The sequence below is a fragment of the Anaerophaga thermohalophila str. Valhall genome, assembly GCF_000250735.1.
In the GTDB taxonomy this organism is placed as follows: Bacteria; Bacteroidota; Bacteroidia; order Bacteroidales; family Marinilabiliaceae; genus Anaerophaga; species Anaerophaga thermohalophila_A.
In genome coordinates, this window is record NZ_AHZV01000060.1 from 1 (window position 1) to 24,918 (window position 24,918).

23 protein-coding genes are annotated in these 24,918 nt (G+C 41.7%); 16 read left to right on the top strand and 7 right to left on the bottom strand.

Going from position 1 to position 24,918, the window contains the following annotated elements; all coding sequences use genetic code 11:
• Positions 1-409: 409 nt before the first annotated feature.
• The 3 genes from OQ5_RS0102510 to OQ5_RS0102520 all read left to right on the top strand — a co-directional run bounded on the left by OQ5_RS0102510 (position 410) and on the right by OQ5_RS0102520 (position 6,458).
• Complete coding sequence (locus OQ5_RS0102510; RefSeq protein WP_016775979.1) at positions 410-3,748, top strand: sensor histidine kinase; 3,339 nt, start codon at positions 410-412, stop codon at positions 3,746-3,748.
• 236 nt (positions 3,749-3,984) lie between these two features.
• Entirely contained in the window at positions 3,985-5,655 is a 1,671-nt protein-coding gene (locus OQ5_RS0102515; protein ID WP_016775980.1) for a formate--tetrahydrofolate ligase, read from the top strand.
• A gap of 539 nt (positions 5,656-6,194) precedes the next feature.
• Positions 6,195-6,458, top strand: a complete 264-nt coding sequence (locus tag OQ5_RS0102520) for a hypothetical protein (protein WP_016775981.1) — start codon at positions 6,195-6,197, stop codon at positions 6,456-6,458.
• Positions 6,459-6,466: 8 nt separating this feature from the next.
• Here OQ5_RS0102520 and OQ5_RS0102525 read toward each other — a convergent pair whose 3' ends face one another.
• Complete coding sequence (locus OQ5_RS0102525) at positions 6,467-7,012, bottom strand: lamin tail domain-containing protein (protein ID WP_016775982.1); 546 nt, start codon at positions 7,010-7,012, stop codon at positions 6,467-6,469.
• A gap of 161 nt (positions 7,013-7,173) precedes the next feature.
• On the opposite strand from OQ5_RS0102525, the gene OQ5_RS0102530 reads away from it, so the two are divergent.
• From OQ5_RS0102530 to OQ5_RS0102540, 3 genes are all read left to right on the top strand, one after another.
• Positions 7,174-8,475: an MFS transporter gene (locus tag OQ5_RS0102530; protein ID WP_016775983.1), complete on the top strand. Its 1,302-nt coding sequence runs from the start codon at positions 7,174-7,176 to the stop codon at positions 8,473-8,475.
• A gap of 432 nt (positions 8,476-8,907) precedes the next feature.
• On the top strand, positions 8,908-9,399 hold the full coding sequence (locus OQ5_RS20025) for a CAP domain-containing protein (RefSeq protein ID WP_016775984.1): 492 nt from the start codon (positions 8,908-8,910) through the stop codon (positions 9,397-9,399).
• 284 nt (positions 9,400-9,683) lie between these two features.
• Positions 9,684-11,294 (top strand): LamG-like jellyroll fold domain-containing protein, encoded by a 1,611-nt coding sequence (locus OQ5_RS0102540; protein ID WP_016775985.1) that lies wholly within the window; start codon positions 9,684-9,686, stop codon positions 11,292-11,294.
• A 197-nt stretch (positions 11,295-11,491) separates the two neighbouring features.
• Here OQ5_RS0102540 and OQ5_RS0102550 read toward each other — a convergent pair whose 3' ends face one another.
• The gene (locus OQ5_RS0102550; RefSeq protein ID WP_016775987.1) at positions 11,492-11,935 is read right to left on the bottom strand and encodes a YqaA family protein; all 444 of its coding nucleotides are present in this window, start codon (positions 11,933-11,935) and stop codon (positions 11,492-11,494) included.
• 974 nt (positions 11,936-12,909) lie between these two features.
• Between OQ5_RS0102550 and OQ5_RS0102555 the strand changes: the two genes are divergently transcribed.
• Positions 12,910-13,794, top strand: a complete 885-nt coding sequence (locus tag OQ5_RS0102555; protein WP_016775988.1) for a cation diffusion facilitator family transporter — start codon at positions 12,910-12,912, stop codon at positions 13,792-13,794.
• A 532-nt stretch (positions 13,795-14,326) separates the two neighbouring features.
• Positions 14,327-15,469, top strand: a complete 1,143-nt coding sequence (locus tag OQ5_RS0102560; RefSeq protein WP_016775989.1) for a hypothetical protein — start codon at positions 14,327-14,329, stop codon at positions 15,467-15,469.
• Positions 15,470-15,499: 30 nt separating this feature from the next.
• Here the strand turns inward: OQ5_RS0102560 and OQ5_RS0102565 are convergent, their stop codons facing one another.
• Both OQ5_RS0102565 and OQ5_RS0102570 read right to left on the bottom strand, forming a co-directional pair.
• Positions 15,500-16,009 (bottom strand): DNA-3-methyladenine glycosylase, encoded by a 510-nt coding sequence (locus tag OQ5_RS0102565; RefSeq protein ID WP_016775990.1) that lies wholly within the window; start codon positions 16,007-16,009, stop codon positions 15,500-15,502.
• A gap of 1 nt (position 16,010) precedes the next feature.
• A complete protein-coding gene (locus OQ5_RS0102570) occupies positions 16,011-16,481 on the bottom strand; it encodes a nucleoside deaminase (protein ID WP_016775991.1) in 471 nt (156 codons plus the stop codon).
• A 337-nt stretch (positions 16,482-16,818) separates the two neighbouring features.
• On the opposite strand from OQ5_RS0102570, the gene rplM reads away from it, so the two are divergent.
• From rplM to tsf, 4 genes are all read left to right on the top strand, one after another.
• Positions 16,819-17,274: a 50S ribosomal protein L13 gene (gene rplM, locus OQ5_RS0102575; protein ID WP_016775992.1), complete on the top strand. Its 456-nt coding sequence runs from the start codon at positions 16,819-16,821 to the stop codon at positions 17,272-17,274.
• Positions 17,275-17,279: 5 nt separating this feature from the next.
• Complete coding sequence (gene rpsI, locus OQ5_RS0102580) at positions 17,280-17,666, top strand: 30S ribosomal protein S9 (RefSeq protein ID WP_016775993.1); 387 nt, start codon at positions 17,280-17,282, stop codon at positions 17,664-17,666.
• A gap of 100 nt (positions 17,667-17,766) precedes the next feature.
• Entirely contained in the window at positions 17,767-18,696 is a 930-nt protein-coding gene (gene rpsB, locus OQ5_RS0102585) for a 30S ribosomal protein S2 (protein WP_016775994.1), read from the top strand.
• A gap of 64 nt (positions 18,697-18,760) precedes the next feature.
• The gene (gene tsf / locus OQ5_RS0102590) at positions 18,761-19,588 is read left to right on the top strand and encodes a translation elongation factor Ts (protein WP_016775995.1); all 828 of its coding nucleotides are present in this window, start codon (positions 18,761-18,763) and stop codon (positions 19,586-19,588) included.
• A 60-nt stretch (positions 19,589-19,648) separates the two neighbouring features.
• Here the strand turns inward: tsf and OQ5_RS0102595 are convergent, their stop codons facing one another.
• Entirely contained in the window at positions 19,649-20,074 is a 426-nt protein-coding gene (locus OQ5_RS0102595; RefSeq protein WP_016775996.1) for a DoxX family protein, read from the bottom strand.
• 559 nt (positions 20,075-20,633) lie between these two features.
• Between OQ5_RS0102595 and pyrH the strand changes: the two genes are divergently transcribed.
• Entirely contained in the window at positions 20,634-21,338 is a 705-nt protein-coding gene (gene pyrH / locus OQ5_RS0102600; protein ID WP_016775997.1) for a UMP kinase, read from the top strand.
• 1 nt (position 21,339) lies between these two features.
• Here pyrH and OQ5_RS0102605 read toward each other — a convergent pair whose 3' ends face one another.
• Entirely contained in the window at positions 21,340-21,732 is a 393-nt protein-coding gene (locus tag OQ5_RS0102605; RefSeq protein WP_016775998.1) for a hypothetical protein, read from the bottom strand.
• Between the two features lie 101 nt (positions 21,733-21,833).
• Between OQ5_RS0102605 and OQ5_RS0102610 the strand changes: the two genes are divergently transcribed.
• The 3 genes from OQ5_RS0102610 (at position 21,834) to OQ5_RS0102620 (ending at position 23,591) form a co-directional block, all read left to right on the top strand.
• Positions 21,834-22,214, top strand: coding sequence for a hypothetical protein (locus OQ5_RS0102610; RefSeq protein ID WP_016775999.1), 381 nt, complete (start codon positions 21,834-21,836; stop codon positions 22,212-22,214).
• Positions 22,215-22,223: 9 nt separating this feature from the next.
• On the top strand, positions 22,224-22,925 hold the full coding sequence (locus tag OQ5_RS0102615) for a hypothetical protein (protein WP_016776000.1): 702 nt from the start codon (positions 22,224-22,226) through the stop codon (positions 22,923-22,925).
• Positions 22,926-23,000: 75 nt separating this feature from the next.
• Positions 23,001-23,591: a TlpA disulfide reductase family protein gene (locus OQ5_RS0102620; protein WP_016776001.1), complete on the top strand. Its 591-nt coding sequence runs from the start codon at positions 23,001-23,003 to the stop codon at positions 23,589-23,591.
• 549 nt (positions 23,592-24,140) lie between these two features.
• On the opposite strand, the gene OQ5_RS0102630 is transcribed toward OQ5_RS0102620, so the two are convergent.
• Positions 24,141-24,617 carry a hypothetical protein gene (locus OQ5_RS0102630; protein WP_016776003.1) on the bottom strand — a complete coding sequence of 159 codons (477 nt, stop codon included), beginning with the start codon at positions 24,615-24,617 and terminating at the stop codon, positions 24,141-24,143.
• Positions 24,618-24,918 lie beyond the last annotated feature (301 nt).

Genomic DNA, 24,918 nt, shown 5'->3' on the forward strand with positions numbered 1-24,918 from the left:
ATTTTTATAATTTTGAAAATGAATAGTTTGTACTTTACGATTGGAATGATGTTTTGTTTGAATCAGGGAAAAGCAGTTTGTTTTATACAAAGCTGATTAAAGCGGGTTTTTTCGGTGTTCATCAGATTCGAAATAAAAGAAATTCCATTCGGTTACGAAAACTTTCGAACAAACAGAACGTATAGAAAGTAAAGTGTTTTTCTAAAAGTACCTTTTTCATTAGATCGTTAGATATTAGATACAAGATGATGTGCATAACTTTGTTATACTGCATTTTAGCAAACATAATCTTTCTATCACGCACCTGACTTGCATTTTATCACAAGAGTTTAACGGTGTATTGAGCTGAATACTTGCAATAATTTAACGGTTTGTTGATTTTAGCAGGTAAAAAATCTAAACGGAAGATATGCATAAAGGATTATTATTTGTTGTCCTTTTATTTAGTTGTTTTATAGCCAGGGCACAGAGTCCCAACATGAAATTCAGGCATATTACCTCAAAGGATGGGTTGGTGCAGAATAATGTTGTGGAAATTTTGCAGGATTCGAAGGGATTTATGTGGTTTGGCACAAGGGCCGGATTAAACCGATTTGACGGGTATAATTTCCGGGTTTATGAATACTCCTCTGAAGAAGAAAACTCCATGAGCAGCAACCAGATCAGTTCAATGTTTGAGGACAGTGACGGATATATTTGGATTGGGTATCTGGGTGGCGGACTTGACAGATATAATCCCGAAAATGACATATTTGAAAGTTTTAATCAAATTCCGGGTTCATATCAGGAAATACCTTCTACCAACGTTGCGGCAATTATTGAAGATTCTGAGAAAAATATATGGATTGGGACTTATGCTTCAGGATTGTTTAAGATAAATAAGGATCGTTCCAGGTTGTTGCGGATGGTGCATAAACCCGATGACGACTCTTCTCTTGGATATAATAGTGTAAGGACCATTCTTGAGGATTCGAAAGGAAATATATGGATAGGTTTTTGGGCAGACAGAGGAATTGACCGCTATGACCCGGAAAAGGGGACTTTTGAGCACTTCAGACATGATCCTGACAATCCCCGCTCACCGGCAGGTAATAGCATCTATGATATTTATGAAGACAGTTCCGGAAACATCTGGTTTGCTACCCTCGGCAACGGTGTTAGTTGCTATAACCCCGAAACCAAATTATTTGAGAATTTCTCACATGATCCTTCCAACGACAATTCTCTGAGCAGCAATATGGTAAGGGCAATTGTTGAAGACGACCGGGGCAATATCTGGTTTGGAACAGAGAATGGAGGACTAAGTATTTATAATCCTGCTGAGAAAAAATTTTCAACTATAGTTCAGGACGACATTGATTCCGAAAGCATTAACAATAATTCTATATATTCACTCTATAAAGATTCCTATGGTAATATCTGGATTGGGACTTACTCGGGTGGTGTCAACGTTTATTTCAAAAACTATAATGCTTTCGAGCATTTTCGAAAGAAAAATCTCAGCAATGGATTAACGCATAATAGTGTAACAAGTTTTGAACAGGACCCTTCAGGGAATATTTGGATAGGCACGGATGGCGGCGGCATTAGTATCCTTGATTTGAAGAGTCTTGATTTCAGGACGTTTCCCTTTGGTTCGGATAATAAAAGACTGGTGGAAGATGATTATGTAATGGGAATTACCTGTGACTCTGATGAGAATATGTGGTTCGGGACATGGGGTGGAGGCCTTATGAAATATGATCTAACCTCGGGGGAATTTACCAGATTTAGATATGATCCTTCGGATGAAGGGAGTATTAATTCGAATGCAATATCCATGGTTTATGAAGACCACAATCATAATATATGGGTGGGTACTTTTGGAGGGGGGTTAAATTTATACAATAAGGCGTCGGGTACTTTTTCACATTTTATGAGCAACGGTGATGATGAGCAGACGATTAGCAACAATTTCATTGTCAACATTATCGAAGGAGATGGCCGATATCTTTGGATTGGCACTGACGGTGGCGGGGTGAATATGCTGCGGCCAAACGGGACTTTCCGGCGTTTTATCGGCGTTGAAGGCGATGGAAGAGGGCTTCGAAACGGAAATATTTTATGTTCGATGAAGGATCATAAAGGATATCTGTGGTTTGGAACCAACAGGGGGCTGCACCGGTTAAATCCAGACAATCTGCATTTCTATTATTGTTCTTTGGGCGACAGCCTTACGGAATACAGAGTGTTGGGAATTGAGGAGGACGATCATCACAATTTGTGGGTTAGTACTAATGACGGGTTGTTTAAGTTTGATCCCGAAACCAAAGATTACAGAAGATACTCTACCTCTCACGGATTGCAGGATATTGAATTTAGCAGAGGTGCTTCATTTAAAGACAAAGAAGGCTATCTCTATTTTGGCGGGATTAATGGATTTAATCGTTTTCATCCGGATAGTATTAGCGTTGCGGTTAGTTATCCTCCTATAGAGATTGTAGGGTTTGAGGTATACAATAAACCGGTAGAGATAGGCGGAAAGGATTCTCTTTTAAAAAAATCAATAACAGAAACAGAGTTTATTGAAATTCCCTGGCGCTATTCAATGTTTTCCATTGATTATGCTGCATTGAATTATAATTTTTCGGACGATATTGAATATGCCTACATGCTTGAAAACTTTGACAAGCATTGGTATTATGTCGGAAAAAACCGCAAAGCGACTTATACCAATTTGAATCCCGGCGAATATGTTTTTAAAATAAAATGTAAAGTTGATAACGAATGGGGAGAAGAACAGCAAAAATTAAAGATTGTAATACTGCCGCCTTTTTGGCAAACCTACTGGTTCAGGGGATTTTTAGTTCTTATTGCAGTATTTATTTTTGTCGGCTTTTATTTGTCAAGGATGCGGCGCATTCGCCGGCTAAATATCCTTGTTGACAGACGCACAGAAGAAATCCGGCAGCAAAAAGAGGTGCTGGAAAATCAGAAGGAACAGTTGTTGGAAATCAATTCCATATTGGAAGAACGGCAGGAAAAAATCGGGAAGCAGGCAAATGAGCTTGCTCAGGTGATTGCGACAAAGGATAAATTTCTGTCTATTATTGCACACGATCTTCGCGGGCCTTTCACTTCCATTATCGGATTTTCAGAATTGTTGATCGCCAATCTCAAGAGTTTTACAACAGATGAAATCGAAGAGCATCTGAGGCAGATTCATCGGGCGGCAGAACAAACATACAGCTTATTGGAGGATTTACTTTTATGGGCCAACTCACAGTCCGGAAAACTGACAACAAATCTGAAAACAATCAATATGGATGAAGTTAGTAATGAAGTTTTTGAGTTACTTAAAGAACAGGCTCGTCGAAAGGATATAAAAATTGATTTCCGTTCTTGTGGAGACGCTTATGTAAGAGCCGACCGATTTATGCTGAAAACTATTGTACGTAACCTTCTCTCCAATGCCATTAAATTTACTTCAGCAGGCGGACAAATTATTGTAAAAACAGAGAGAAAACAGGACATGGCAATGGTTACTGTTTCGGATAACGGAGTTGGTATAAGCAGGGAACTTCAGGAAAAACTGTGGGATGTATCCGCCCATACTTCTCATACAGGAACTGCCAATGAAACCGGGAGCGGACTCGGACTACTTTTGTGTAAAGAGTTTGTCGAAAAACAAAACGGCAAAATATGGGTTGAGAGTACTCCGGGCGAAGGAAGCGATTTTAAATTTACCCTTCCCCTGTCTCAAAAATAGATTTTGACACTTCAACAATTCTACATATCTTCATATCCTATTACTATAAAGGATAAGCGTAACACAGCAAGTGGTACTTTACTGTAGATTGTTAGATTGAAGATATAAGAACATCTATATAAACTTGATATACTGCATTTTAGAATACAAAGCTTTTTAGTCACATGCAACAGGTTTGTAGTATATTATAAAAGTTAAACGGACTATTGATTTAGATAATTTCAAAGTATACTGTTATGGCAAGTGATATAGAAATAGCCCGTAAGGCCGGGATTAAACCCATTTCAGAAATTGCAGAAAAACTTAACATTCCATTTGACGATCTTGAGTTGTACGGGAAGTATAAAGCCAAGCTTCCTTTGAAACTGATTGACCCCGGAAAGATAAAAAACCGGAAACTTGTGCTTGTCTCGGCTATTTCTCCAACTCCGGCGGGAGAAGGCAAGACAACCATATCAATCGGATTGAGCGAGGGATTGAACCGAATAGGAAAGCAAACCACGGTGGTTCTACGCGAACCCAGTCTCGGACCTGTTTTCGGAATCAAAGGCGGTGCCACTGGTGGTGGCCATTCTCAGGTCATCCCGATGGAAGATATCAACCTGCATTTTACAGGTGATTTTGCAGCCATTGAAAAGGCGAATAATTTACTGGCCGCCCTCATTGATAATAACATTCAGCACAACAACCGCTCTCTTGATATTGATCCCCGCACTGTTCACTGGAAGCGGGTAATGGACATGAACGACCGTTCGCTGCGAAACATTATTGTGGGCCTTGGTGGTACCACATCGGGGGTTCCCAGGGAGACCGGTTTTAATATTACAGCAGCTTCTGAAATTATGGCAATCTTGTGTCTGGCCGAGGATTTTAAAGACCTGAAAAAAAGGCTTGGAAATATTTTTATTGGTTATACGCACGACAAAAAGCCTGTTTTTGCCCGCGATCTGAATGCCCAGGGTGCCATGGCGGCTTTGTTGAAAGATGCCATCAAACCGAACCTGGTGCAGACACTGGAAGGAAATCCTGCCATTATTCACGGCGGACCGTTTGCCAATATCGCGCAGGGGACCAATTCGGTGCTGGCCACAAAAATGGGGCTCTCATTATCCGATTATGTGGTTACCGAGGCCGGTTTTGGTTTTGACCTTGGTGCCGAGAAGTTTCTTGACATAAAGTGTGTGTCGTCAGGACTGGAGCCCCAGGCTGCAGTGTTGGTAGCGACGGTAAGGGCTTTGAAGTATCATGGTGAAGTGCCCGTCGGCGACCTTAATAAACCCGATGTGGAGGCAGTGCGTCGGGGCATTGAGAACCTCGAGAAACATGTGGAAAACATGAAGAAATTCAATGTATGCCCCGTGGTAGCAATCAACCGGTTTGTATCGGATACCGACGAGGAGATCAGTGTTATAAAAGAAAAATGTAAAGAGTTAGGCGTAAAAGCCGCTGTTGCCGATGTGTGGGCCAGGGGGGGTGAAGGCGCCGAAGAGCTTGCCAGGCTGGTGACTGAAGCAGCCGAGAGCTGCACCTCTTCAATGAAGCCGCTCTACGACTGGAACTGGTCTGTAGAGAAAAAAATTGAAACCATTGCCAAAGAAATATACGGCGCCAAAGCCATTGATTATACCCCACAGGCCAGGAAAGACCTGAAAGTTGTGGCCGAATTGGGTCTTGACGACAAGGCCGTTTGCATTGCAAAGACACAGAAATCCTTATCTGACAATCCCAAATTGCTTGGACGGCCGGAGAATTTTGTTGTGACTGTTCGCGAAATTGAGATAGCCGCCGGAGCCGGTTTTATCGTCCCTGTCACCGGTAATATTATGCGTATGCCCGGATTGCCGGTAACTCCGGCTGCCGAGAATATTGACATTGATGAAGAAGGCCGTATTTCCGGACTTTTCTGAATGGATTTAAATTCTTTTTATCACAATCAATAGATCGTTAGATTTTTAGATATAAGTAATTTAGTCAATAGTTTTTAGTCAATAGTCAATAGCAATGTTTTAGAGGTACTGACATATTCAAGAAGCTGACAAAAGTGCATAAATAACATGTTTTGAGCACTTTGTGGTTTTTGTTATATATAAGATGGTTTTTACAACCTTGATATACTGTATTTTAACAATTAAACCTCTTTAGATGCAAACAATTGTTTTGCAATGTTTTGCAAAAGTTTAACGGAGTATTGCACAATAATAGTCCTTTAAAATATGGTCTAAAAGTAGTGATGCTAAGTTTTTATTATGAGAGAGTTATGGTTATTCCTTTTCAATTTCATAAACAATTAAATATCAGCCGTTTGAAAGAATTTAACGGGATATTGCTATATTGATCGATTTAATATCAGGTATAAATCAATTCAATAAGAATTGCCCGGTATTTTTGGTGCCGGGTAATTTTTTGTTTAGTTTTAGGCCATGCACATTTTCAGTAATTGTTAGGAATGACAGTCAGGATAAAAATTGTTTCAGGAGTTCTTCTCTTTTTCTTACTGCTTGTTTTTGTTTCGTTGCAAATAAAGTTTCCATACACCATCAACGTTAAAGGCATTGTGGTACCTGAGCAGGAGTGGAAGCTTGTAAAAACTTCTAACGGGATACTTGATTATAGTTGGCGGGACGGCCATCATTCCATTCTTCACCCGGATGTTCTGAATACCAGTTGTTCGCAACCTTTCCCGGAACATATTTACAATGTTCGTAATTAAACAGGTGTTCAAAACACGTAATACCCGGTTTGTGGTGCCTTAAGCAAACCATGCATTCTTTGCCCGTAATTATCATCGATATTGGAAGGTGCTTCAAAAACAGTTGTAACGATTGTTTCAGAATCCGGTTTTGCAGGGAACCCTGGGGATGAAAGTAAATCATCAACACTTGAACCGGGAATTTCTAGATAAACTTCCCTGGTTATACCCTGACCGGGGGCTTGTATGTCAGGCTTACGGTTTTTGTTGGATGCCCAGACTATCAGATATTCGCCCGGAGCGAGAGTGACCTCCGGGAATGTCCATTTCATTGGTTCTTCTTCATCATCAGAAAGTCCCCAACCTTCGAGATTAACAGGGTCATCTCCCGGATTATATAACTCTATCCAATCGGAAAAATCTCCGTCTTCATCTTCCAGCATATTGGAGTTAGAGGCCAGTATTTCTGAAATAATTATACTACCGGAAGATTGTGCTATTACTGGTGTTGAAAATAAATAAAAGCAGCATAACGGCAGAAAAATGAACAATCTTTTGAAAGGGGCCGTAAACATGATGTTTGTATTTGAATGAGGAAATGTAAATATATAAAAATGAACGGGTAATAACAAAGAGGGAATTAACAATTAAGTCTTTGAAGCTTTAAAGCTTTTTTAGCGGCTTTTGAAAAGACTTTACACTTTGCTTTTTAGGTTATTCGTAACTTTGCCGGATTATGAAAAACAAAGCCAGTTTTACAAGATGGCCATTTTTTTATGGTTATGTCGTTGCATTTTTCGGGACCATCGGTATCTGGGCAAGTGTGCCGGGACAGACCATTGGTGTGTCGGCCTTTACCGATCCGGTGAAAGATGCTCTCGGGTTGACGCGCGATCAGTTTAGCGCTGCTTATATGGTAGGAACTTTTGTAAGTTCGTTACTTTTGGGGCGTGCAGGCCGGTGGTTCGATCGAAGGGGTGCTCGTGTAGTTGCCGTTACTTCGGCCATAATGTTGGCTTCTACGCTTTTTTTAAGTTCGGTTTCCGATGTTTTGAGTGCCAAAGTGATTGCAGTGACAGGCATTCGCCATTGGGGCGTCCCGTTTGCCATAATGATGGTTTTCTTTTTTCTCCTGCGATTTAGTGGTCAGGGTGTGTTGACCATGGCCTCACGCAATATGATCATGAAATGGTTCGACCGGTACCGGGGTCGTGTCAATGCATTTGTAAGCATCAGTATTTCACTTGGCTTTTCGAGTTCTCCCCTCTTGTTTGATTTACTCATCAGGAAATGGGACTGGGCAGGCGCCTGGCGAATATTGGGCATTGGTATTTTGATAATTACATTGTTTATGTGGATTTTCTATCGCGATAATCCCGAGGAAGTGGGGTTGGTACCCGATGGTCGATCCGGCAGCCGGAGAAATTCGCATAAGTCATTTCCCCGGTTGAAACAGTTTTTGCCAAGAGAGGCTTTTGCCACCCGTGCGTTTTGGATGTATGCTTTGATGATGTCGTTCAACTCTTTCTTCATTACAGGATTATCCTTTCACATGGTCGATATTTTTACATCTGCCGGACTTGACAGGGAAGAGGCGGTAGCCGTTTTCCTGCCCATATCCATTATTAATGTGAGCGTTTCCTCATTGTTTAATTTTCTTAGTGATATAATGCCACTCAAGAGGTTACTTTTTGTTATGCTTGGCGGGGCATTTATTTGGGTTGCAGGACTGATAGGGTTATCAGGTGGCTGGGGCCTGTGGCTGATTATTGTTGGAGCAGGGATAAGCGGTGGATTGTTTGCTGTTCTTAATTCGGTAACATGGCCAAAGCTTTTCGGGCGCAAACATCTGGGTGCCATTTCCGGGCGGGCTATGTCAATGCTTGTATTTGCCAGTGCTTTGGCACCCTATTTTTTCAGTCTCTCCAAAACATTTTTCAAAACCTACACCTCCATGGGGTGGCTTGGATTGATATTTGTTATATTCATGTTCTTTGGTTCGCTTAAGGCCGAAAATCCGCAACAAACAGATGGATAAATTTGTTAGTTGACAGTTCTTTGCAGGTAGAAGCAGATAGCATGGGGCATGGAGCAGAGGGCTGGATAGAAGGTGAAAGCTTCTCAATTCAATAGTTCACCAGTTTCCCGGTTTATTTGAGGAGTGTGGTATACAATAGATTCTTAGATTTTTAGATATAAAATGTAAGATAACTTGTACAACCACCTTGATATACTGTATTTTAATAAATGAACATCTTTAGACACAGCATTGGTTTGCAGCGTATTGCAAAAGTTTAACAGAGTATTTATATAAAAAACATACTTTTGTCAAAATACAGGTGTTTTAAATTTTTGTATCTGAATTAACTCATTGTTAATGAGGATGTAAAAAATAGAACAACAATGAGCCTGGCAACAAAGATGCTTTTTAGAGTGCACTCATAGATCAAAAGTTCCAAATTGTTGCATTATGTGGAAAACACTGATTTCTGTTTTAATATTCTCATGGGGCGTTTTGGGGACAACTCAAAACATTGATTATTCTGATGTTAAGTTTGATGAGAGGGAAATGCTGCAATTGGTCAACGATGCCCGGATGACCAGGCGCCTTTGTGGAGGGAAAAGGCATGAGGCCGTCCCACCGCTTAAATGGAATGTAAAGCTGGCCAAGGCAGCACAAAAACATGCCGACGACATGGCCGACAATGATTTTTTTGACCATACCGGCTCAGATAAATCGACGGTAGTGATGCGAATTGAACGCGAGGATTATTTGTGGATGGCAGTTGGGGAAAATGTTGCAATGGGGCCCCGTTCCGTTGAGGAAGCTGTAGAAGGCTGGCTTGAGAGTCCGGGGCATTGCAGTAACATTATGAACGGTGAGTTTACCGAAATGGGGGCAGCACTTTCCCGCGACGGCAAATATTGGGTGCAGGTTTTTGCGACACCCCTGGGAAAGTAAGAGATTAAACCTTTTATCCGTTCAAATTTACCTGTCTGCTTCTATGGGGATTGCCAATTTGGTGGATATGCCAGTCGGGTCAGTTGTCCATGGATAGATAGAAGGTGCAGATTAATTATTCCTTCTTGTTACAGAGGCGGCAGAGAGTTGTATATCTGAAATTCTGCTTTTCGTCCTGTTTTTTTGGCGTTTGGTCAAAATATGGTGTTTGCGGAGGTATTAAGAAGTAACTGTACCCTATACCGCTCCGTATAAAAATCAAACGGATTCTATAAATTACAGTTATGAAGATCTATTTTTTACTGTTCTTCGGGCTTTTGCTGCTGCCTGAATTGATTTTGGCTCAAAGCGGACTCCATTTTACAGGCGACACCGACAATGGGTTTGTTTTAGGAACAGACAATGCTTCCTTGGATCTGACAAAAGGTACCATTGAGGCTTGGATCAAAACGTCCAATGCAGGTACCGACTTCAGAGGTATCGTGGTTAAAAAAGATAATTATGGGATTTTTCTTAGAGATAATGCGCTGTCTACTTATGACTGGACTTCCGGAACCATTCCCACGAGTGTTCCTCTGAACGATGGAACCTGGCATCATGTTGCATTTGCATTTGACAGCGGAGTGACGGATGGATCGAAGTTATACGTGGATGGACTGCCTGTTAAAGTATTTACCTATAATGTAAATAATTTCGATGATGTTATCGTTGCTGGAAAGGGGAGATCAGTAAATGACGGGCTCCCTTTCGAGTGCTTTGAAGGCGACATAGACCAGGTGCGGGTGTGGAATACCGTTCGGACTGATGGAGAGATTCTGGAAAATTATCAAAAATATCTTTCGGGAAATGAAGACGGACTGGTGATGCTATGGCAATTTGAAGAAAAGGAGGGGACAACAGTTTACGATATTTCAGGGAATGGGAATAATGGTACTCTCTATAATCTTACTGAAGTAAACAGAGTTGAGGGTAGTTTGTCAGGGCCCTTGTCGTACTGGTCTTTTGATGGTAATGCTGATGACAGTAAAGGGATCAATCACGGGGTCGTCTACGGCGCAGTTTCTGTGGCCGACAGAGCAGGTAACCCTGATTCAGCTTTTGGTTTTGACGGGATTGATGATTACATTCAGTTGTTGTTTCCGGGGCCTGCAGGGGTAAATCCGCGAACAATTTGTTTTTGGGCAAAAACCAGTGTGACACCGGATGCATCTTATTCTAATGCTGTGCTAAGCTATGGTAGCAATACTTCAAGTTACGCGTATGGCGATCGTTTGGAAATTGATCTGAACTCGCGGGCCACGGGACTTGAATTAACCGTGGGAGGCACGGTGATTAACAAAGCGTTTGACAATACCGATGGTGACTGGCATTTTTATGCCATTGCTTTTGACGGGGGAACAGAAAAAACCATTGATGACTTCCGGTTTTATGCTGATGGACAGTTGTTGACGGCAGAAGCGTGGAGGAAAGATGCCAGTAATATCATAAATACATCAACTGCCAATGCATTAAATTTTGGTCGGTTATACGATGGTTCCCGTTATTTTACGGGAGCGATAGACGATGTGAGTATATTTGGGTATGGAATGGATGCGACTGCCGTAAACGAGATATTTACTCAGGGAATCATTACCGGGTACCCTGAGCTGAGCATAAAGGAGATGGGGATTGTTCCAAATCCGGTTGAAGATCGGATTAATTTTCACTTTTCCGGGTTCTTCGGATCGGTCACATACGAAATTCTGAATCTTCATGGAATAACAATAGATTCCGGTGTCATTAATTTCGATGAAGGAAAAGCCACCATTTCTTGTTCGGGTTTGTCAACAGGTATTTATCTTTTGAAGGTCTCTCAGGATCAGAATTATTATGTTTTTCGGTTTTTTAAAAGGTGATGTTGTAAGGGTTTACTTTTTGATGCGTTGTTGTTTTTGACATTTTTAAAAACATTTAGTGCGCTTGCGGTATTTGCTTAATGGACTGTTACCGGGCTTCAGCGTAGGAAAATTTTTTTCGCCTTTAATATTGTATTGTGCTATGATGCCCGGAAGACCAGATTTCATGTTAGCTCTATGTCTTTGTATTTCAGCGGTTAAAGACTCGAAATAATTTCCAGCGTAAGCATTCCCCATACGAGATAACGCAAAGCCTTTCCTGCAAGCATTCCCGTTGATGCGATCCAAAAATTGCTTTTAAGCAACCCAAGTACAACGGCAATAATATCTCCAATGCCGGGTAACCAGCAAAACAGGCCTATCCATCCCTCTTTCCCTTTCACTTTCTGGTGCCACTTTTCAAGTTTTTCTTTCGGAATGCCCAGGTATTTTTCAATCCACTCGAATTTTCCCAGCCATCCTATCCAGTAAGAAGTAAGTCCCCCGAGCCAGTTGCCAAGCGTAGCCGTAGCAAGGCTTAATACGGGATCTCCACCGGCAGCCAGAATTCCGCTCAGTACAAATTCCGAACTGAACGGGATGATGGTTGCTGCTAAAAAGCTGGCCAGAAAAAGGCCCCAATATCCCAGGTCGATCCACATGCCCGAAATATAGCAACTTTATTTCCTGCCGGCAATTTCAGTCAAATATCTTCAATTGCCAGGGTAAACCAAACAGGGTGTTTGTTGGTTTTTCTATTCATTCGTAGGTTCTGCCACGAATTTATTGATGAGTGCGGTATAAAAAGCATATTTTTGTCAAAATCAAGGCGTTTTAAATTTTTGTACCGGAGTTAACCCATTGTTAATGAGGATGCAAAAATTTAAATCAACGCAGAGTTTGGCAATAAAGATGCTTTTTAGACCGGGCTCATTGATAACTTGCAATTTGTTTATAAGTAGTGCGTGTCTATAAACTCGAAAAAAATTTTTACAATATGTGTGTCTGTTCAAAAAGTGTCGGTTGCAAGGCTTGCGAAGTCCGAAAAGACGGAGTTTACTCATCGTAAATGAGTAATTTTCGGACGAGCGTAACACAGCAAATGGTACTTTATGGACAGACACTAAGTAGTTAAAATTATGATTGTCAGTGTCTTACGCCTGGTATTTTTGTTTTTTTTGGTCAAAATTAGTGCTCTGTCACCGCTCCGCGGTTAATTGTTACTTACTTTATTGGTAATGTTACCGCTCTGTCACCGCTCCGCGGTTTTAGTATTGTCAACAATATATCAGCAATTAATAGCCGCAGAGCGGCGACAGAAAGGTAGAATTATGTAAGAAGAAAACAAAAAGCTGCGGAGCTGAGACAGATAATGTAAAAATTTGTTTGGTTCTGGCTTGTCCAGGTTAGGACTGTTAGATGAAGTAATAATAACTTAGCAACAATAATAACAATATTAACAACTCTAACAACTTAACAATTCTAACAGCCGCGTAACAACTATTAAATGTAAGATGAAATGAACATAGATAAGTTTACCACAACACTATTATGCGAGTTTCATTCGGCCAATAACTTAGAATAATTTAACTACCAAAATAAGGGAAGTACCCTACCTTTAAATTATCTGATAAAAATGTCACAGTCACATCATCAATATTTTGCCCACGGGAGGGCGTTTGCCATAGGCATAGCGCTCAACCTTGCTTTTGTAGGGGTTGAAGTTTTTTACGGGTTAATTGCCAATTCGTCGGCGTTGCTTGCCGATGCAGGCCATAATGCCAGCGATGTATTGGGATTGTTTTTTGCATGGGGGGCATTCCGTCTGGCAAATATGACTCCGCGGGGAAAATATACATACGGATGGCAGCGAAGTACCATACTTTCTTCCATATTGAATGCCGTTCTGCTTTTTATTGCTGTTTTTTTTATTGCAAAAGATGCTATTATGAAACTGCAGGAACCTCAACCCGTAGCAGGCACAAGTGTAATGATCGTAGCGGGCATAGGTGTGGTTATCAACACCATTACGGCTCTGCTTTTCATGAAAGACCAGAAACACGATTTAAACATTAAGGGCGCTTTTTTGCATATGGCTGCCGATGCCGGTGTGTCACTTGGGGTTGTTGTAGCCGGCTTGCTCATCAATATTACGGGTCATCAATGGATCGATCCGGCAGTCAGCTTTGTCATTATAGCCGTTGTCTTATGGGGTACATGGGGCCTTTTCGTCGATTCGGTGAATCTTGCATTGGATGCCGTCCCGAAAAATATTAATATTGAAGAGGTCAGAGATGCATTGAACAACTATCCCGGTGTACAGGATGCGCACGACTTGCATGTGTGGGCGCTCAGTACCAACCGGACGGCTATTTCCGTTCACCTGGTCGTTCCCGGAGGCGGTGGAGACCGTTTTTTAGCCGATGTCCAGAAAATGCTGAAGGATGAGTTCAATATTTCTCATGCAACCGTTCAGATAGAGAAGGAAAAAAACAATCAGATTGAATGCAATCACCGGTAGGTTAGTATCAAGTATTAAATTACGTATGAGTGCGATATAAAAAGCATATTTTTGTCAAAATCAAGGCGTTTTAAATTTTTGCACCGGAGTTAAATAGTTGTTAATGAGGATGCAAAAAATTAAAACAACACAAAGTTTGGCAACAAAAATGCTTTTTAGACAGGGCTCACGTATTTAAAAATCAGTTTCCACTGTTTATACCTGTGAAACGAGTCCGGATTACTTTGGACGGGTTCTCCCGATAAATCGGAGCAGGCAATCCGGCTTTAGTAAATAAAAAAATTAAGAACTTTTTTCTGAATTATCAGTAGAAAGAGAAGAATTACTAATTAATGCGTCTCAATGAAGTAGGAAAAGATTCCTACTTATCATGTGTCTGTTCAGAAAGTGTCATTTACAAGGCTTGCGAAGTCCGGAAATACGGAGTTTACTTATCGTAAATGAGTAATTTTCGGACGAGCATAACACAGTAAATGGCACTTTATGGACAGACACTTCTAATTAATTTGGAGAAAAGACTGATTCCGCTGACATGATTAATCAACAGATACAAAAATATTTATTGTTTGTTTTCATAATTTGTACCTCTATCACTGCTGCTGCTCAGATAAATAATGAGTTTCGTTATTACTATCCCGAATTTGATGCAGAACGTTCTAATCAATTATTATTTCACGTAGCCAATATAAATTTTGTAAAGGATAATGAGTATAAGAACAAGTTTGCCTGGGGACATACACTGATAGGCTACGGTATTCAGCCCAGCCTTATGTATTATGCAGGAGATCGTTTGCGGTTACGTGCCGGCGTTTTTCTTCAGCAATACAGCGGACTAAATTACTACAGTGAAGTGCGTCCGGTGCTGTCTGCCCATCTTAAATTATCTCCATCTGTTGATGTCATTATGGGGTCTTTGCGGAGTCACATCCATCACAATGTTATAGAGCCGCTTTTCGATTATGAAAGACAGTATGTTCGCCCCGTTGAAAACGGATTACAATTTTTGTTCAACCGTCCGCAATTTCAGGCTGATGTATGGGTCGACTGGGAACAGTTTATTCAGGAAGGCGATGAGATACCGGAGTGGTTTACTGCAGGCGTGAGTGGTTCATATTTTCTGCCTGATGGATTTATCCCGGCATGGAATATTTCTGTTCCGGTTAACATTATTGCTGTTCACCGTGGGGGAGAAGTGAGTGATTATCCGGAAAGAGTTCAAACATCAATAGATATTGCCGGGGGACTGAAAGCAGAGTACCCTCTTGACAGAAGATTCAGAAATATCGGTATTTTTGGTTATGCCATTGCCTACCGTAATCTTAATGAAGTCGGTCAGTTAGGGGTTAACACCGGACAAGCCTGGTATACGGGTTTTACGGCCAATAGCCGGCGAACTAATCTGATGGCAGGTTATTTCTATGGTAAAGATTTTGTTGCTTTACGCGGAGGGGGCATTTTTCAATCTGTTTCTCCAATTCGCGAAAATGTTTACATCCCTGTACGTGAGCTGATAACTATGAAAGTTGGCTATAACAGAGTATTTCTGGAGAAGATTAAATTCTCTTTCCTCTTTGAAGGGTATTACGATGTAAGGGATAGTCGTTTCGATTTTGCACCGGGACTACAGATTGTGTTTAACCCGTCCTTTTTTATAACAGAGGAAGAGTTTTTTTAATGGGTGAAGAGGGTTTATTTCAATAGTAGCTCAGCATCTAAACCGCCAGTGCTTTCCCGCCCAATATTCTCCGGCATAGTCTATACCTACCCTTGGAGAAGTCGTAATCTCAATTTTATCAGAATATACATGGTTTTCTACCCATATCCGTTCCGATGTCGAGAGGTCCTCGCCGTAAAACGATTTATCCAGCTTCAGGGCACGTCCGATGCGACCAGGCCCCTCAATTTCAACCGAGCCGCGAATAAGCACTGCCTGTGGATGGCCTTCCCCACCTGTCGTAAAATTGAGCATCCAATACATTCCGTATATGAGATATACATATACCTTGCCACCGTTATTGTACATTACATCCGTTCTGGGTGTTCGCCCTTTGCTGGCATGACAACCAAGGTCCTCTTCTCCCCTGTAAGCCTCCACCTCATTGATGGTCAGACGCATGATTTCACTATCATCAAAACGGCGTACCAGAGCCTTTCCTAACAGGTCTGGCGCTACATCCAGAACATCACGGGAGTAGAAGTCGCGGTACAGTCTCATCCTAATATTCTTTTCGATCTTCAAATTGTAACCATTCTTCAAAAGCATTTTTTATGTTCCCGGTTACTATCTGCTTAGTGGGGATGGAGCGCCGGGAAAAAGGTTTTTCCAACTCCTCGTAAATAAATTCATCGTCGAAACCTATGGATGCCGCTTCACTGCGGGTGTTGCCAAAATAGAGATTGTCGAGTCGTGCCCAGTAAATTGCACCCATGCACATAGGACAGGGCTCGCAACTGGCGTAAATGGAACAACCACTCAAGTCATGTGTTCCAAGTTTTTGAGAGGCTATGCGGATGGCTTCCATTTCTGCGTGTGCTGTCGGGTCGTGTTTTTCGGTTACACGATTGGAAGCGGCAGCAATGACTTCACCATTTTTCACTATTACCGCACCAAAAGGACCTCCGCCTTTTCTGACACTCTTTTCAGCCATATCTGCGGCCATTTTCATATATTCTTCATGTGTTTGCATTATGTCAATTTTTTGCACTACAAATATACTGGCAATCGTCCGTTAAAAAAAAAAGCACGAATCCGCAGCATTAGCATAGTATTTCTTTGAGAAATCTTTGTGTCATGTCCTCTTCGCGTTAATCTTCTCTTCCCCAAATTTTGTTATTGAAAGATTGGTATTTATTAAAAATAGCTGTACTTTTGCGGCCGATTATTATCCATGCTAAACAACACAAATGATTGTATCGCAATTGATTTATCGTTGTTGATGTTTGCCCGATATCAGAAACGATAAGGGATACAAGTGTGTTGTGTATTAATTTTAATGTAGGTCTAATATTCAAAAGAGGAAGACTGTGGATACTTTAAGTTACAAAACAAAATCGGCCACAAGAGACACAATCAATAAAGAATGGGTTGTAGTTGATGCCACCGATATGGTGATCGGTCGTTTGAGTTCCCGCGTCGCAAAATTGCTTCGGGGGAAACACAAACCGAATTTTACACCCCATCTCGATTGTGGAGACAATGTGATCGTTATCAATGCTGAGAAAGTGAAGCTTACCGGTAAAAAGTGGAATGATCGTGTGATGTTTTCACACAGCGGATATCCGGGGGGACAGAAAGAAACGACTCCCGCTGAGATGTTTGCCAAAGATCCGGCAAGGCTTGTTCAGCATGCGGTAAAAGGGATGTTACCCAAAAATAAACTGGGAAGAAAATTGCTGCGCAACCTTTATGTTTACGTTGGTTCGGAGCACAAACAGGAAGCCCAGAAACCAAAGGTTATTGATATTAATACCATTAAATAAGCAGTATGGAAGTAATTAACGCAATAGGACGAAGGAAAGAGGCCATTGCCCGTATCTATGTTACCGAGGGTAAAGGGCAGATTACCGTCAATAATCGCGACCTGACTCAATATTTTCCCTCAGCTATTCTTCAGTATATCGTTAAGCAACCGCTTAATACTTTGAATGTTGCCGGAGAATACGATATCAAAGTGAATCTTGTTGGTGGCGGAATTAAAGGACAAGCCGAAGCAGCCCGGCTGGCTATTGCCAGGGCGCTGGTAAAGATCAACGAAGAAAACAAGAGTGCTTTGCGTGCTGAAGGATTTCTTACACGCGACTCTCGTGTGGTCGAACGTAAAAAGCCCGGACAACCCAAAGCCCGTAAAAGATTTCAGTTTAGCAAGCGTTAATAATCGTCTGGTACGTTTAGTATCTAAACTGTTAAGATTCCGCGTTACGGACTACTTAATGGTTGCTTTACACAGAATGTAAACGTTTAAAAAAAACAACATGCCCAGAACAAATTTTGAACAATTATTAGAGGCCGGTGTACATTTCGGCCACCTTAAAAGAAAATGGAATCCTGCAATGGCTCCCTACGTGTTTATGGAGCGCAACGGTATCCATATTATAGACCTGCATAAAACAGCTGCTAAAATTGATGAAGCCGCTGATGCTTTGAAACAAATTGCAAAATCGGGCCGAAAAATTCTTTTTGTTGCCACCAAAAAACAGGCTAAAGACATTATTGCCGATAAGGTTGGCGCAATCAATATGCCGTATGTGACCGAACGCTGGTCGGGCGGGATGCTTACCAATTTCCCTACAGTTCGTAAGGCGGTTAAAAAAATGGGATCCATCGACAAACTGATGGGCGATGATGCCTGGAACCGTCTTTCCAAGCGTGAAAAATTACAGATTACCCGTCAGCGTGCCAAACTGGAAAAAACTTTGGGCAGTATTAAAGATTTGAATCGTCTTCCTGCTGCTATGTTTGTGGTAGATGTGATGAAAGAACACATTGCCGTTAGAGAGGCCCAAAAACTGAACATCCCCATTTTTGCAATGGTAGATACCAATTCCGATCCCAATGGAATTGACTTTGTTATTCCTGCCAACGACGATGCCTCCAATTCCATTGAGCTTATCGTTGATATTATGACACAGGCCATTAAAGAAGGTCTTTCTGAACGTAAAGCCGAAAAAGAAAAAGATTCTCAGGGAGACAAAAAGGGCGGGAAAAAAGCAGAAGGACGCCGTGCCCGCGCCCGTAAAGAAGACGCGTCCGGAGATAAAAAATCTGCCAAAAAGGAACCTGTAGCTTCGTCTTCTGACGAGAAAGAAAAAACAGAGAAGACTGAGGAAAAGGCTGCTTCTGAAAAATCTGCTCCTGAAAAGGCAGTAGAACAACCGGAAAAAGAATCCGGAAAAGAAGAATAAATATTGTTTGAGAGAGGATGGTTCATCCAATCATGTTAATAATAATCTAATTAAAAGATATATCATGGCTATTACTGCTGCTGATGTAAGTAAACTCAGAAAAATGACAGGCGCCGGTATGATGGATTGCAAAAAAGCTCTCCAGGAGGCCGAAGGCGACTTTGATAAAGCTGTAGAAGTAATCCGCAAAAAGGGAATGGCTGTGGCCAGCAAACGAGCCGATCGCGAAGCCAGTGAAGGAGTTGTTCTTTCAAAAGTTACCGATGATGCCAAAAAAGGTGCTTTGGTGGTCTTGAATTGTGAAACCGATTTTGTGGCCAAGAATGACAGCTTTGTGGCACTCGCACAATCAATCCTCGACCTTGGTCTTGAAAAGGGCGTAAAAACCCTTGATGAACTTCAGGAACTTGAGCTGGACGGTGTTCCTGTTAAGGATGTTATTACCGAACAAATCGGTGTTATTGGTGAAAAACTTGAACTTGCTGCTTTTGAAGTTATAGAAGCAGAAAAGGTTATGGCTTATATTCACCCCGGCAATAAGCTGGCTACCATCGTTGGCTTCAATAAAGCCGATGTGGAGGATCAAATGGCCAAAGATGTGGCCATGCAGGTGGCTGCTATGGCACCGATAGCTGTCGATCGCGATTCTGTACCTCAGGATATTATCGACAAGGAGCTTGAGATTGGTAAAGAGATGGCACGTAATGAAGGCAAACCCGAGGAAATGCTTGATCGTATTGCCCAGGGACGTCTTGGAAAATTCTTCAAAGAAAGTACCCTTCTGGAGCAGGCTTTTGTTAAAGATAATAAATTGTCTATTAAGCAGTATCTTCAAGGGGCCGACAAGGAACTAACAGTGACCGGTTTCAAGCGGTATTCACTGAATAATTAACAATTTTCGAGTTAATACACAGGATATGATAAAGGACTGTACCATGAGGGCAGTCCTTTTTTAATGCCTCTGCAGAAATCTGTCTACTGACCATTTTCCTCCTCCGTAAATAAGTAAATAAACCGACAGCAATAACATGGCAAAGTCGGTTCGGGCAGCATGTGCCATACGCCAGAAACTTTCTTCAGTGAGTATCGGAATTTTTGTTGTCACAATTGCCGTAATCATTATTATCAAAAGAGGGATGACTGTCAACCGCACAATTGTTCCTGTAAGAACAAACACACCACAAACAATTTCGAAAACAGCCACAAAGGAAGCAAGAAACTCCGGGTTTTCGAAACCAATCTTATCAAACCGCGCTGCACCCGTAATTTCGGGGAAGATTAACTTCTGTATACCTTCGGAAAGAAAAACCAACCCGACGATGATTCTCGGAATTAGTGAACGGTTATCTTCTTTAGTACTGATAAGTGACCGAAACATTTGGTTTCATTTTATTCTATGAGTGCGGTATAAAAAGCATATTTTTGTCAAAATCAAGGCGTTTTAAATTTTTGTACCGGAGTTAACTTGTTGTTAATGAGGATGCAAAAATTTAAATCAACACAGAGTTTGGCAACAAAGATGCTTTTTAGACCGGACTCATTCTATGGTTTATGAAATAGCAAGCTGTTTTTAAACCCTTGTAAATTATTCGTAATTTTGGCAATTGTCTAGTAATTTTTCCTTGATTGGTTAAGGATTAATTTTGGGGTTATAAATAGTGCGTGTCTATAAAATCGCAAAAATTTTCACAATATGTGTGTCTTGTCAGAAAGTGCCGGTTGCAAGGCTTGCGAATTCCGAAAATACGGATTTTACTCATCGTAAATGAGTAATTTTCGGACGAGCTTAACACCGCAAATGGTACTTTATGGACAGACACTAAATATATTAAATCTCTGACTTCGGTCTTTCAAAACAGGCATATTCCTGTTCCCCAAAATTACAATATCAGTTATCCGGATGCAACTTAAAAGCTAAAAATCTAAGAATCTGTTATATGCAATACAAACGAATTTTACTAAAACTGTCGGGCGAATCCCTCATGGGAGTTCAGGGGCACGGCATCGATGCCCAACGGCTTGACGATTATGCTTCTCAAATTGGAGAAATAGTTGAAAACGGTGTTCAGGTTGCCATTGTCATTGGAGGTGGCAATATTTTTCGCGGTTTGAGTGGTGCAGCCGAAGGATTCGATCGCTATAAGGGCGATCAGATGGGGATGCTTGCCACCGTTATAAACAGCCTGGCTCTGGCTTCGGCTTTACAGAACAAAGGTGTTCGTTCACGGGTAATGACAGCTATTCGTATGGAACCTGTCGGGGAGCTTTATTCACAGCCCAAAGCGGTTGAAGCCCTTGAGGCAGGGGAAGTGGTGATCATTTCAGGCGGAACGGGAAACCCCTATTTTACAACGGATACGGCTTCAGCACTAAGAGGGATTGAGACAGGGGCGAATGTGATGCTGAAAGGAACCCGTGTTGACGGCGTTTATTCGGCTGATCCTGAAAAAGACCCGACAGCCGTAAAATTCGATTCCATTTCGTTTGACGAAGTTTACAAGAAGGGATTGAAAGTGATGGACCTTACAGCTACAACCCTGTGCAAGGAGAATGGTCTTCCTGTATTGGTTTTTAATATGGATAAAAAAGGCAATCTCATGAAGGTGCTGAAGGGAGAGAAAACAGGAACACTCGTTCATTAGTTCAGGCTCTTTGCTTTTTGAGGATATTTAAAGCTTCTTCACGAATATCAGGCGGTAATTTTATGCGGCGTGCCATCAGACTTTTCAGCCAGACACCCACTTCTTGAGGGTGCATAGTGATGAGGACCTCTCGAAATTGTTCAGCTTCTTCGGGAGTATATGTGGCAGGGTCTTTGTCGCGAAATACATCCAGTTCTTCGTCGTCGAAGTAAATGATTTTTTCCGGTGGATGTGCCATAAGGCCATCTTTTTCGCATACTTCATGGGCGCCACAACAGTCGGCCGCCGGGGGTTCAACCTTTGTATCGGTGCCTGGCTTCCGGGACGATGAAAGTCTTGTGGCAATCATTGCTGTGATTAATGCAGCCAATATAGCGATCACTAAAATCCACATGGTGCAAAAATAGGGAAAAAGATTTTCCTACTGTGCAAAAGTGCGTTAAACCATGTATAATAGTGGCATTTTACACACAAACACAAAATAGAGATATATTTATGGCCGGAGAACAACTAATGGGAAAAGAAGATTTGCACTTTTTGGGCATAAAGGTTGTATATAAAGATTTGATCGACAATGGGTATGAAGTTCTGAATGTGAGAAAGGAACCAGATATCGACCCTCAGATACTTGCCCGACGAAACGGCAATTTGTTGTTCATTGTGGTTCGCACAGCTACCTTCCCTGATATGGGGGTATTGACACCCCGCGTTGCGGCACGTGTTAGTATGCATGCCCGAAAACACAGGGCATTGTGTTATTTTGCAAGCGTGGGCATTGCCAACGCGAACGGGGATACCGATGAAGAAATGGGAAAACCGGAAATTGACGGAGAATATTACATCAATTATAAGGGCCTGCAGCCTTTTCCACAATAGCGAAGCAGTATGATGCAACCTTTCGATTTCAGACGATTCTGGCTTAAATACGGGAATTTTATTCTTATTGGTTTGTTTTTCCTGTTTGTTGTGAGTTATTGCAACCAACAGGCAAAATTTTCGACACAGCAATCAGGTTCCAAAGAAACGGTCTCTGAAAAGGTAGAAAAAAGAGAAGACAATGGACCATATCTGAAAAGCTACGAAGAATTGATGCGTGAACGTAAGCCTGACCAAACACGCAGGCCGGGCGGTTTCATTACGCTGTTGTTGCTTCTGGCATTGGGTGCCGGTATTGTTTGGGTGGCAAGACAGCCGTGGTGGAGGAGTCTGGTTCAGTCATTGTTTCCGGGACATGTGAAGATGAAAGTGGTCAGGATGAAAGATAAGGTAACAGGCCGGAAATTGTTGCGAATATCCGTGGAAAACAGAACTTCTGAGGGACTTACATTTCTTGCTCCTATGATCCTTTTCAGCAAATGGGGGAATGAACGGCGGTTTCGTCTGAAGAGCAGCAACCAGGAAGATATGTTTCCTTTAACCTTGACGCCGGGAACCGGTCACAAAGTGGTTATCGATTTGGACCAGTTTTATGAGAAAATTCCTGATCTTAAGGGAACGGCTCGTGTTGGTGCTTATATTGAAACTACAGATGGGAAGCAATACAAAAAATTTGCTTTATCTCCCTGGCTGGACATTTTTTTGAAATAAAGTTGAAGTTATTCCTGAAAGAAGTATTTTTGGATGAGGTGCGGTACAGGAATTTTACGAAAATAGTGAAGTGAAATGAAGAATTTCTGGAAAAGATACAGCAGAAAAAAGCGTTGGTGGACCATTGTTCTCGACTTTCTGTTCATGGCGTTTGTTATTGCCATGTTGTTTCCCGGCACACGTAAGCCGGTGTCGGCTTTTTTAATCCGGCAGACACTGTTTTCTCCTTCCGAAACCGATAAGGTAGTCTTTCTTTCTGAAAATGACTGGCAATTATCTTTGAAGAGAACCGGGGAACCAAAAGAACTGAGTCTGGAAAATTTTAAAGGCAAACCATTGTTTGTCAATTTCTGGGCTACCTGGTGTCCACCCTGTGTGGCCGAGATGCCCTCTATACAGAGGCTCTATGATGAATACAAAGATGAGGTGGCTTTTATACTGATCAGCAATGAGGATGCAGGTGTGATTAGTAAATTTATTGAAAAGAATGAGTATACCATGCCGGTTTATTCACTTCTGAGCAATGTTCCGGCAGTTTTCGAAACCTCTACAATTCCTTCTACATATCTGGTGGCTCCTTCGGGCCGCTTGCTTATCAGTAAAACGGGTGCTGCTAAATGGGACGCTCCCAAAATTAAGAAAATGCTGGATCAACTATTGCAGTAGTCCGACAGAATAAGCCTAAACGGCCCAGACCCGTTATAGGTATTGTAAAAATATTGTAAAAAAACTCACAAAAAATATTATCGGGATTTTGTTCTTTTTGGCATTGCCCCAAAAAGAACCCCAAAAGTCTGATCCGCTTAAACCTACCTCCCCGCAAAAGCCAAAATTTCCGGCCCTTGCGCAAGGCCAAGAACGTGGCCCGTTTTGGCTTCCCGCCATCCTCCGGCCAGGAAAGTGGACAGACCACCGCGCCTTTTAAATAGTTGGTTCATCACAAAACTGGTAATTAGTTGTTCACAAAATCAACGACACAAAACACAATTCTTTCATAATAAAAACTTTGCGTCATTGCGTTTAGGCTCTTTTTAACTGACTAATGTAATTGGTGTCTGTCCATAAAGTACCATTTGCTGCGTTACGCTCGCCGCCAAAATACTCATTTACTATGGTAAACTCCGTTTTTGGCTGCTTCGCAAGCCTTGTAACTGGCACTTTCTGAACAGACACACGTATTGTGGAAATTATTGCGAGTTTATAGACGAGCACTAATTAAAACCGGTACCTAAGTGCAAGTGCCAAACCAAAACCAAAGGCATCATCCGGAGTATCCGAAAGTGAAAATTCCGGCCTTGTATCAATGGATATCTGAAGCGGAACTTCCGAAAAGTTATATTCAATGCCTGCATTAAGTGCCGCAGTGAGGTAAATACCGCTGTCGTCGGAGTGGTCGTCAGCCCAGCTGCCCAGTCCCGGCCCAACACCAAGATACCAGAAGAAGCCGCTCTCAATTGGCATTACCCATTGATAAATCCCGGTTAATTTCCAGTAACTGTAATCCCCCCTTCCACCAAAACCAAGATCAAGTTCGGCACGGTTGCTATTAAAAGGTGTCTGGAATGATATTTCTGCATCATGTCCTATTCCGCCTCCAAAGCGCAATCCGATGGCATGATCTCCACGCTGAGCTTCGCTGATTGAGGGTATTGCCAGGAAGACGGCTACAATTAGAATTGTAATTTTCTTCATTTTATTGAAAGTTTTAGTTTTCGTTATCAACAATGACAAAATTAATAATGTTTACCGAATGCAGGTCAATTAAACGTTTTTACAAAAGGTGTGCCGGAAACCATTTGCACGACGACATTTTTGTTTTAACATTCTTTGTGACAGAAAAATAAAACCTGGTATATAGATTGACGTATATTTTAACCTGCTTTATTCATAAGTTTTCGTCATGAGATGTTCAAATATCAAAAAACGCAAGCAACCGCAGACAAATTTGATGCAGGAAATAGTGAACTATTATCAAATCAAATTTGATGAGGAT

Coding starts and splice junctions, on each gene's coding strand:
- OQ5_RS0102510 (WP_016775979.1), top strand. CDS start 410: ATGCATAAAGGATTATTATTTGTTGTCCTTTTATTTAGTTGTTTTATA.
- OQ5_RS0102515 (WP_016775980.1), top strand. CDS start 3,985: ATGGCAAGTGATATAGAAATAGCCCGTAAGGCCGGGATTAAACCCATT.
- OQ5_RS0102520 (WP_016775981.1), top strand. CDS start 6,195: ATGACAGTCAGGATAAAAATTGTTTCAGGAGTTCTTCTCTTTTTCTTA.
- OQ5_RS0102525 (WP_016775982.1), bottom strand. CDS start 7,012: ATGTTTACGGCCCCTTTCAAAAGATTGTTCATTTTTCTGCCGTTATGC.
- OQ5_RS0102530 (WP_016775983.1), top strand. CDS start 7,174: ATGAAAAACAAAGCCAGTTTTACAAGATGGCCATTTTTTTATGGTTAT.
- OQ5_RS20025 (WP_016775984.1), top strand. CDS start 8,908: ATGTGGAAAACACTGATTTCTGTTTTAATATTCTCATGGGGCGTTTTG.
- OQ5_RS0102540 (WP_016775985.1), top strand. CDS start 9,684: ATGAAGATCTATTTTTTACTGTTCTTCGGGCTTTTGCTGCTGCCTGAA.
- OQ5_RS0102550 (WP_016775987.1), bottom strand. CDS start 11,935: ATGTGGATCGACCTGGGATATTGGGGCCTTTTTCTGGCCAGCTTTTTA.
- OQ5_RS0102555 (WP_016775988.1), top strand. CDS start 12,910: ATGTCACAGTCACATCATCAATATTTTGCCCACGGGAGGGCGTTTGCC.
- OQ5_RS0102560 (WP_016775989.1), top strand. CDS start 14,327: ATGATTAATCAACAGATACAAAAATATTTATTGTTTGTTTTCATAATT.
- OQ5_RS0102565 (WP_016775990.1), bottom strand. CDS start 16,009: ATGAGACTGTACCGCGACTTCTACTCCCGTGATGTTCTGGATGTAGCG.
- OQ5_RS0102570 (WP_016775991.1), bottom strand. CDS start 16,481: ATGCAAACACATGAAGAATATATGAAAATGGCCGCAGATATGGCTGAA.
- rpsI (WP_016775993.1), top strand. CDS start 17,280: ATGGAAGTAATTAACGCAATAGGACGAAGGAAAGAGGCCATTGCCCGT.
- rpsB (WP_016775994.1), top strand. CDS start 17,767: ATGCCCAGAACAAATTTTGAACAATTATTAGAGGCCGGTGTACATTTC.
- tsf (WP_016775995.1), top strand. CDS start 18,761: ATGGCTATTACTGCTGCTGATGTAAGTAAACTCAGAAAAATGACAGGC.
- OQ5_RS0102595 (WP_016775996.1), bottom strand. CDS start 20,074: ATGTTTCGGTCACTTATCAGTACTAAAGAAGATAACCGTTCACTAATT.
- pyrH (WP_016775997.1), top strand. CDS start 20,634: ATGCAATACAAACGAATTTTACTAAAACTGTCGGGCGAATCCCTCATG.
- OQ5_RS0102605 (WP_016775998.1), bottom strand. CDS start 21,732: ATGTGGATTTTAGTGATCGCTATATTGGCTGCATTAATCACAGCAATG.
- OQ5_RS0102610 (WP_016775999.1), top strand. CDS start 21,834: ATGGCCGGAGAACAACTAATGGGAAAAGAAGATTTGCACTTTTTGGGC.
- OQ5_RS0102615 (WP_016776000.1), top strand. CDS start 22,224: ATGATGCAACCTTTCGATTTCAGACGATTCTGGCTTAAATACGGGAAT.
- OQ5_RS0102620 (WP_016776001.1), top strand. CDS start 23,001: ATGAAGAATTTCTGGAAAAGATACAGCAGAAAAAAGCGTTGGTGGACC.
- OQ5_RS0102630 (WP_016776003.1), bottom strand. CDS start 24,617: ATGAAGAAAATTACAATTCTAATTGTAGCCGTCTTCCTGGCAATACCC.